Raw genomic sequence first — 6,451 nt, 5'->3', positions numbered from 1 at the left:
GGGCCTCGCGGCGACTCAGGTGTTCGCGCGGATTACAGCCGCTTGAACACCAGCGTGCCGTTGGTGCCGCCGAAACCAAAACCGTTCGACATCGCCACGTCGATCTTGACCTGACGCGCGGTGTTGGGCACGTAGTCCAGATCGCAGCCTTCGCCCGGTTCGTCCAGGTTGATGGTCGGCGGGATGATGTCGTGATGCAGCGCGAGCACCGAGAAGATGGCCTCGGCGCCGCCGGCCGCGCCGAGCAGGTGCCCGGTCATCGACTTGGTCGAGCTGACCATCATCTTGTAGGCGTGGTCGCCGAACGCGCGCTTCATCGCCAGGGTCTCGGCCAGATCGCCGAGCGGGGTCGAGGTGCCGTGCGCGTTGAGGTAATCCACGTCCTCGGGGTTGAGGCCGGCGTCCTTGAGCGCGGACACCATGCAGCGCGCCGGGCCTTCGCCGTTCTCGCTCGGCGCGGTCATGTGGAACGCGTCGGAGCTGGCGCCGAAACCGGCCAGTTCGCAGTAGATGCGCGCGCCGCGCGCCTTGGCGCGTTCGTACTCTTCCAGCACCAGGATGCCGGCGCCGTCGCCGAGCACGAAACCGTCGCGTTCCTTGTCCCACGGCCGCGAGGCGTGGATCGGATCGTCGTTGCGGGTGGACATCGCCTTCATCGAGCAGAACCCGCCGACCGAGGTCGGCGAGGAGCCGCGCTCGGCGCCGCCGGCCACCATCACGTCGGCATCGCCGTACTGGATCATGCGCATCGCCATGCCGATGGAATGGTTGGAGGTGGCGCAGGCCGAGACCGCGGAGAAATTCGGGCCCTTGATGCCGGTCAGCAACGAGACCTGGCCGGGCAGCATGTTGATGATGGTGCTGGGCACGTAGAACGGCGAGATCTTGCGCGGGCCGCCCTCGTGGTATTTGATGGTCTGCTCTTCGATGCCGAGCAGGCCGCCGATGCCCGAGCCGATCAGCGCGCCGATGCGCTCGGCGTTGGAATCGTCGACGGTGATGCCGGCGTCCTGCAGCGCCATCAGCGATGCGGCCACGCCGTAATGAATGAATTCTTCCATCTTCTTGGCGTCTTTCGAACTCACCCCGTAGTTGGTGATGTCGAAATTGCGCACTTCACCGGCGATGCGGGTGGTGAACAAGGCCGGATCGAAATGGGTGATCGGACCGATGCCGGAGCGACCATTGACGATGCCGTCCCAGCTGCTGACAACGTCGTTGCCGAGCGGGGAAACGAGACCGAGGCCGGTGACGACCACGCGGCGGTTGAAGGATCGGTTGGACATGCAACGCTGCCTCTGTTGATTCCGTCTGCGGACGCTACGCCGGCGTATTGACCGGCCGGAAAAGCACGGGGCCGCAATGCGGCCCCGAGTTGTCACTTGATAATGCGTGCTGCGCGCTTGCCGCAGGCGTCGTAACGCATGCGGCCAGCGCCAGGCGCGTTACGACTTGACGTGCGCCTTGACGTAGTCAATCGCCTGCTGCACCGAGGTGATCTTCTCGGCTTCTTCATCCGGAATCTCGCACTCGAACTCTTCTTCGAGCGCCATCACCAGCTCGACGGTGTCGAGCGAATCCGCGCCGAGATCGTCGACGAACGAAGCGTTGTTGGTGACTTCGTCTTCCTTGACGCCGAGCTGTTCGACCACGATTTTCTTGACGCGTTCTTCGATGCTGCTCATGGATGCTGCTCCTCCCGTGAGGGGTTTTCGATGGAATAGTCTAATGGAATCGAGCGGTTTCGCGAGACCGGACCGCGGTTTCGACGAAACCCCTTTGGGTTCAATCGCTTACTAGCCTACGTCAAGGGCTTACGGCATGTACATGCCACCGTTGACGTGGAGGGTTTCGCCGGTGATGTAGGCCGCCCCTGGGCTGGCCAGGAACGCCACGGCGCGGGCGATGTCGGCCGGTTCGCCGAAGCGACCCAGCGCGATCTGTTCGAACATGGCCTTCTTCGCGTCCTGCGGCAGGTCGCGGGTCATGTCGGTGTCGATGAAGCCGGGCGCGACCACGTTCACGGTCACCCCGCGGCTGCCGATCTCGCGCGCCATCGATTTGCTGAAGGCGATCACGCCGGCCTTGGCCGCGGCGTAATTGGCCTGGCCGGCGTTGCCGGTCACGCCGACCACCGAGGCGATATTGATGATGCGGCCCTTGCGCGCCTTCATCATCGCGCGCATCACCGCCTTGCTGGTGCGGTAGACGCTGCTCAGGTTGGTGTCGAGGATGGCCTGCCAGTCCTCGTCCTTCATCCGCATCAGCAGGTTGTCGCGGGTGATGCCGGCGTTGTTGACCAGGATCGAGATCGCGCCGATGTCCTTGCTGACGCCGTCGATCAGCGCCTCGATCGACGCCGCGCTGGCGACATCGACCACCCGGCCGTGGCCGCCGTGGGCGGCCAGGCGCTCGCCGATCGCCTGCGCGCCGGCTTCGCTGGTCGCGGTGCCGACGACGGTCGCGCCCTGCGCGGCCAGTTCGTCGGCGATGGCGGCGCCGATGCCGCGGCTGGCGCCGGTGACCAAGGCGATTTCACCCGAAAGCGGGGCAGTGTTCATGCATTCACTCCGTTCAAAACACGTGTCCGGTGCGGGCTGGGCCGGCGCGCGCTCGCGCGATGGGGCCAGGCCCGATCGTATCGGGTCGCGGCCGCGGCGGCATTGCCGGGACGGTCGCCGCGAGGGCGCCGGACCGGAAATGTTGCGACCGCAGCAAAGCGTACAGGCTGCGGGTGGCGATGAGTAGCGCGCGAACCGGCGCCCGCGCCGTCGCGGCGGCCCGCATCACGGATTGAACCGGACCGCGCGCGCATCCGCGCCAAGCGCCTTGCGCGCGCGTCGGCCGACGTGACGCAGACCGCGTTCAGCCGCGCCATGCGGGCGCAATACTCGCCGCTCACCATGGCCGCTGCCGCGTCGTTGCCGGCACGCCCGCACTCCCCACCCTTCCCCGCTTCGCCCACCATTCCAAGGCGCGATCCATGACCGCGAGCCGTAAACGTTACGAAAACAAGATCGTGCTGGTCACCGGCGGTGCCACCGGCATCGGCAAGATCACCTCGACCGCGTTCGCGCGCGAAGGCGCGACGGTGGTGTTCACCGATCTGTCGGCCGATCACGGCCCGACGTTCGAAGCGCAGTTGCGCGAACAAGGCTGGCAGGCGCGCTTCGTCCAATCCGACGTGACCGATCCGGGCCAATCCGAACGTCTGGTCGCCGATATCGCTCAGCAGCATGGCCGGCTCGATGTCGCGGTCAACAACGCCGGCGGCATCCTGGCGCCCGACGAACTGGGCACCGGCGTGCACGACACGCTGGAAGAAGGCTGGGACAAGAACATCGCGCTGAACCTGAGCGGCGTATTCCTGGGCATGAAGTACCAGATCCGGCAAATGCTCAAGCAAGGCGGCGGCGCCATCGTCAACACCGGCTCGATCGCCGGGCTGATCGTCGATGTCGACTTCACCAGCCTGTCCTACAGCACCGCCAAGGCCGGCATGATCCACATGAGCAAATGGGCGGCGGTGATGTATGCGAAAAACCATATCCGGGTGAACGTGGTGGCTCCGGCGGCGGTGGCCACCGAAGCGACCAAGGCCTTCCTGAGCGATGAAATGAAATCCTTCCTGGCCGGACAGTCGCCGATGCAACGCATGTCCGAACCCGAAGAGATCGCCAACGCCACCTTGTGGCTGTGTTCGGACGAAGCCTACGGCGTCACCGGCGTGACCCTGCCGGTGGACGGCGGCATCGCGGCGAAATGATCGTGGGCTGATCGGTCCGCGCTCACTGCCAATCGGCGAGCGCGGTCTCGAAATCGCTCGGCGTGCCGAGGGGGCGGCCGTCGATGGATTTATCGATGCGCTTGACCAGCCCGACCAGCACCTTGCCCGGGCCGCATTCGGCGATGCGGCCGACACCGGCCGCGGCCAGCGCCTGCACGCAGCCGGTCCATTGCACCGGCAGGTACAGCTGACGCACCAGCGCGTCGCGGATCGCCTCGACGCTCGCATGCACCTGCGCGTCGACGTTCTGCACCACCGGAATGCTTGGCGCCTGCCAGGCCAGACCGTTCATGGCCTCGGCCAGACGGTTGGCCGCTTCGCGCATCAACGGCGTATGCGAGGGCACGCTGACCGACAGCTTGACCGCCTTGCGCACGCCGGCTTCGGCCAGGCGGGTCAGCGCCTTGTCGACCGCGCCGGCATGGCCGCCGATCACGATCTGGCCGGGCGAGTTGTAATTCGCCGGCACCACTACTTCGCTGCCCGACACGGCCTGGCAGATTTCTTCGACCAGCGCGTCTTCGGCGCCGAGCACCGCCGCCATCGCGCCGGTCCCGGCGGGCGCGGCTTCCTGCATCAACTGACCGCGCAGACGCACCAGATGCGCCGCGTCGCGCAGCGACAAGGCGCCGGCCGCGACCAGTGCGCTGTATTCACCAAGGCTGTGACCGGCGAGCAAGGCCGGCTCCGCGCCGCCGCGCGCCTGCCACAAGCGCCACACCGCCACGCCCGCGGCCAACAATGCCGGCTGGGTGTATTCGGTGCGATTGAGCATTTCCTCGGGACCGCCCTGGCTGAGCGCCCACAGATCGACCCCGGCGCCATCGCTGGCCTCGACGAAGGCGTCGCGGATCTGCGGATGCAGTTCCGACAGCTCGGCGAGCATGCCGATGGCTTGCGAGCCCTGGCCCGGGAATACGAAAGAAAGTCGCTGATCGGTCACGCGTGCTGCCAGATCGGTGAGGATCGCGAATGATACGGGCGAACCGTCGCGATCGTCTGTACCCGACGGTACGGGGTCACATTCGGGCGTGGCGTTGGGTGGCTCGGCAGATGGAGCGACATCGCAAGGAATGAAAGCGCGATGGGCGGCGATGCGCCTGTGGAACGTTTGATTGACGCGATGGTGCGCCGATGGCGATTGCGCAGTGCGCACACGGACTTGCGCCGCGAACTCATGCCTGCGCGGTCGCGGCTTGCGCCGCTCCTACAGTGCGATACGCGGCTTTCGTACAGGCGTGACGCACGCAGAGCGTCAGCCACGTATCCGACTGTAGGAGCGCCGCAAGTCGCGACCGCGAATCAACACCCACATCGAAACCGACAACCGCCCCGCTCGCATCACGCCAACAAATTGCAACAAGCGAACCGCAATATGTGAGCCGAGCCCGACAGACCCGACCCACGCAAAAATCCTGACATTCAACGAGGCGACCGAAGCCGCCACGCACTCAAAAATCAATAACGCAGCAGCGCCGAGCCCCAGGTGAAACCGCCACCGAACGCTTCCAGCAACAGCAACTGCCCGCGCTGCACCTTGCCCGAACGCACCGCTTCGTCCAGCGCCAGCGGCACCGAACCCGAGGAGGTGTTGCCATGACGATCGACGGTCACGATGACCCGATCCATCGGCATGTCCAGACGCTTGGCGGTGGCTTCGATGATGCGCAGATTGGCCTGATGCGGAATCAGCCAGTCGATTTCATGCCGGTCCAGGCCATTGGCTTCCAGGGTCTCCTCGACCACCGAATCCAGCGCCTTGACCGCATGCTTGAACACTTCGTTGCCGGTCATCAAAACCTTGACCCCGGCGTTGTGCTCTTCGGGCTTGAAGCCCACCGACACGCCGACCGGATTCCACAACAATTCCTTCTTGCCGCCGTCGGCGTGCAGATGGGTGCTGAGAATGCCGGTTTCGGTGTCGGCCTTGAGCACGACCGCGCCGGCACCGTCGCCGAACAGCACGCAGGTGCCGCGATCGCTCCAATCGAGCATCCGGGTCAGGGTTTCCGAACCGACCACGAGCACGGTCTTGGCCGCGCCGGAACGGATGAACTTGTCGGCGACGGTCAGCGCATAGACGAAGCCCGAACAGGCCGCGTTGACGTCGAACGCCGGGCAGCCGTTGGCGCCCAGACGGTGCTGGAGCAGGCAGGCGGTGGACGGGAAGATCAGGTCCGGCGTGGTGGTGCCGAGCACGATCAGGTCGATCTCGCTGGCGTCCACGCCTGCCGCCTCTAGGGCGCGCACGGACGCGTGGTAAGCCAGGTCGCAGGTGGTCTCGCCTTCGGCGACGACGTGACGCTCGCGGATGCCGGTCCGGCTGACGATCCACTCGTCGCTGGTATCGACGAATTGGGCGAGGTCGGCGTTGGTCAACACCTTTTCCGGCAGATAGCTGCCGGTGCCCGCGATACGGGCGTAAATCCGATCTGTCATCACCACTCCGCGGCGTTGCCGTAAGGCGGTCCGCAGGGTGCTTGCGCCTCAGCGCGAGACAGGCAAACGCGGGCCACCGGAAAACAGGACCGCCAGCATAAGCTGGCGGCAGGTAGAAGTCGCGGCGGCCGCAGGTCTGCTTGCGGTCGGGCCGTTCTTGAGCGAATGGCCCGGATCGGTGCCGGGACGATGCGGATCGCATCGGCGCCGGCCCAGATCAGCGGC

6 protein-coding genes are annotated in these 6,451 nt (G+C 66.0%); 1 reads left to right on the top strand and 5 read right to left on the bottom strand.

What is annotated here, in order from left to right; all coding sequences use genetic code 11:
• Nucleotides 1-32: 32 nt before the first annotated feature.
• The 3 genes from fabF to fabG all read right to left on the bottom strand — a co-directional run bounded on the left by fabF (nt 33) and on the right by fabG (nt 2,561).
• The gene (gene fabF / locus ASD86_RS14150; protein WP_056111535.1) at nt 33-1,286 is read right to left on the bottom strand and encodes a beta-ketoacyl-ACP synthase II; all 1,254 of its coding nucleotides are present in this window, start codon (nt 1,284-1,286) and stop codon (nt 33-35) included.
• A 159-nt stretch (nt 1,287-1,445) separates the two neighbouring features.
• The gene (gene acpP / locus ASD86_RS14145) at nt 1,446-1,685 is read right to left on the bottom strand and encodes an acyl carrier protein (RefSeq protein ID WP_036111977.1); all 240 of its coding nucleotides are present in this window, start codon (nt 1,683-1,685) and stop codon (nt 1,446-1,448) included.
• Nucleotides 1,686-1,814: 129 nt separating this feature from the next.
• Nucleotides 1,815-2,561 (bottom strand): 3-oxoacyl-ACP reductase FabG, encoded by a 747-nt coding sequence (gene fabG, locus ASD86_RS14140; protein WP_056111532.1) that lies wholly within the window; start codon nt 2,559-2,561, stop codon nt 1,815-1,817.
• A gap of 422 nt (nt 2,562-2,983) precedes the next feature.
• Here fabG and ASD86_RS14135 point away from each other — a divergent pair, with 422 nt between their 5' ends.
• The gene (locus ASD86_RS14135) at nt 2,984-3,766 is read left to right on the top strand and encodes an SDR family oxidoreductase (RefSeq protein WP_056111529.1); all 783 of its coding nucleotides are present in this window, start codon (nt 2,984-2,986) and stop codon (nt 3,764-3,766) included.
• A 22-nt stretch (nt 3,767-3,788) separates the two neighbouring features.
• Here ASD86_RS14135 and fabD read toward each other — a convergent pair whose 3' ends face one another.
• Both fabD and ASD86_RS14125 read right to left on the bottom strand, forming a co-directional pair.
• Nucleotides 3,789-4,730, bottom strand: coding sequence for an ACP S-malonyltransferase (gene fabD, locus ASD86_RS14130; RefSeq protein ID WP_056111524.1), 942 nt, complete (start codon nt 4,728-4,730; stop codon nt 3,789-3,791).
• 515 nt (nt 4,731-5,245) lie between these two features.
• The gene (locus ASD86_RS14125; protein WP_056111521.1) at nt 5,246-6,226 is read right to left on the bottom strand and encodes a beta-ketoacyl-ACP synthase III; all 981 of its coding nucleotides are present in this window, start codon (nt 6,224-6,226) and stop codon (nt 5,246-5,248) included.
• Between the last annotated feature and the right edge of the window lie 225 nt (nt 6,227-6,451).

Origin of the sequence: Lysobacter sp. Root690, from assembly GCF_001427785.1 — a bacterium.
In the GTDB taxonomy this organism is placed as follows: domain Bacteria; phylum Pseudomonadota; class Gammaproteobacteria; order Xanthomonadales; family Xanthomonadaceae; genus Lysobacter.
Note: the sequence above shows the minus strand (reverse complement) of the source record. Positions and strands in the feature narration are given on the sequence as shown.

Excerpts from the sequence above, each read along its gene's own strand:
- fabF (WP_056111535.1), bottom strand. The coding sequence starts at position 1,286 with ATGTCCAACCGATCCTTCAACCGCCGCGTGGTCGTCACCGGCCTCGGT.
- acpP (WP_036111977.1), bottom strand. The coding sequence starts at position 1,685 with ATGAGCAGCATCGAAGAACGCGTCAAGAAAATCGTGGTCGAACAGCTC.
- fabG (WP_056111532.1), bottom strand. The coding sequence starts at position 2,561 with ATGAACACTGCCCCGCTTTCGGGTGAAATCGCCTTGGTCACCGGCGCC.
- ASD86_RS14135 (WP_056111529.1), top strand. The coding sequence starts at position 2,984 with ATGACCGCGAGCCGTAAACGTTACGAAAACAAGATCGTGCTGGTCACC.
- ASD86_RS14125 (WP_056111521.1), bottom strand. The coding sequence starts at position 6,226 with ATGACAGATCGGATTTACGCCCGTATCGCGGGCACCGGCAGCTATCTG.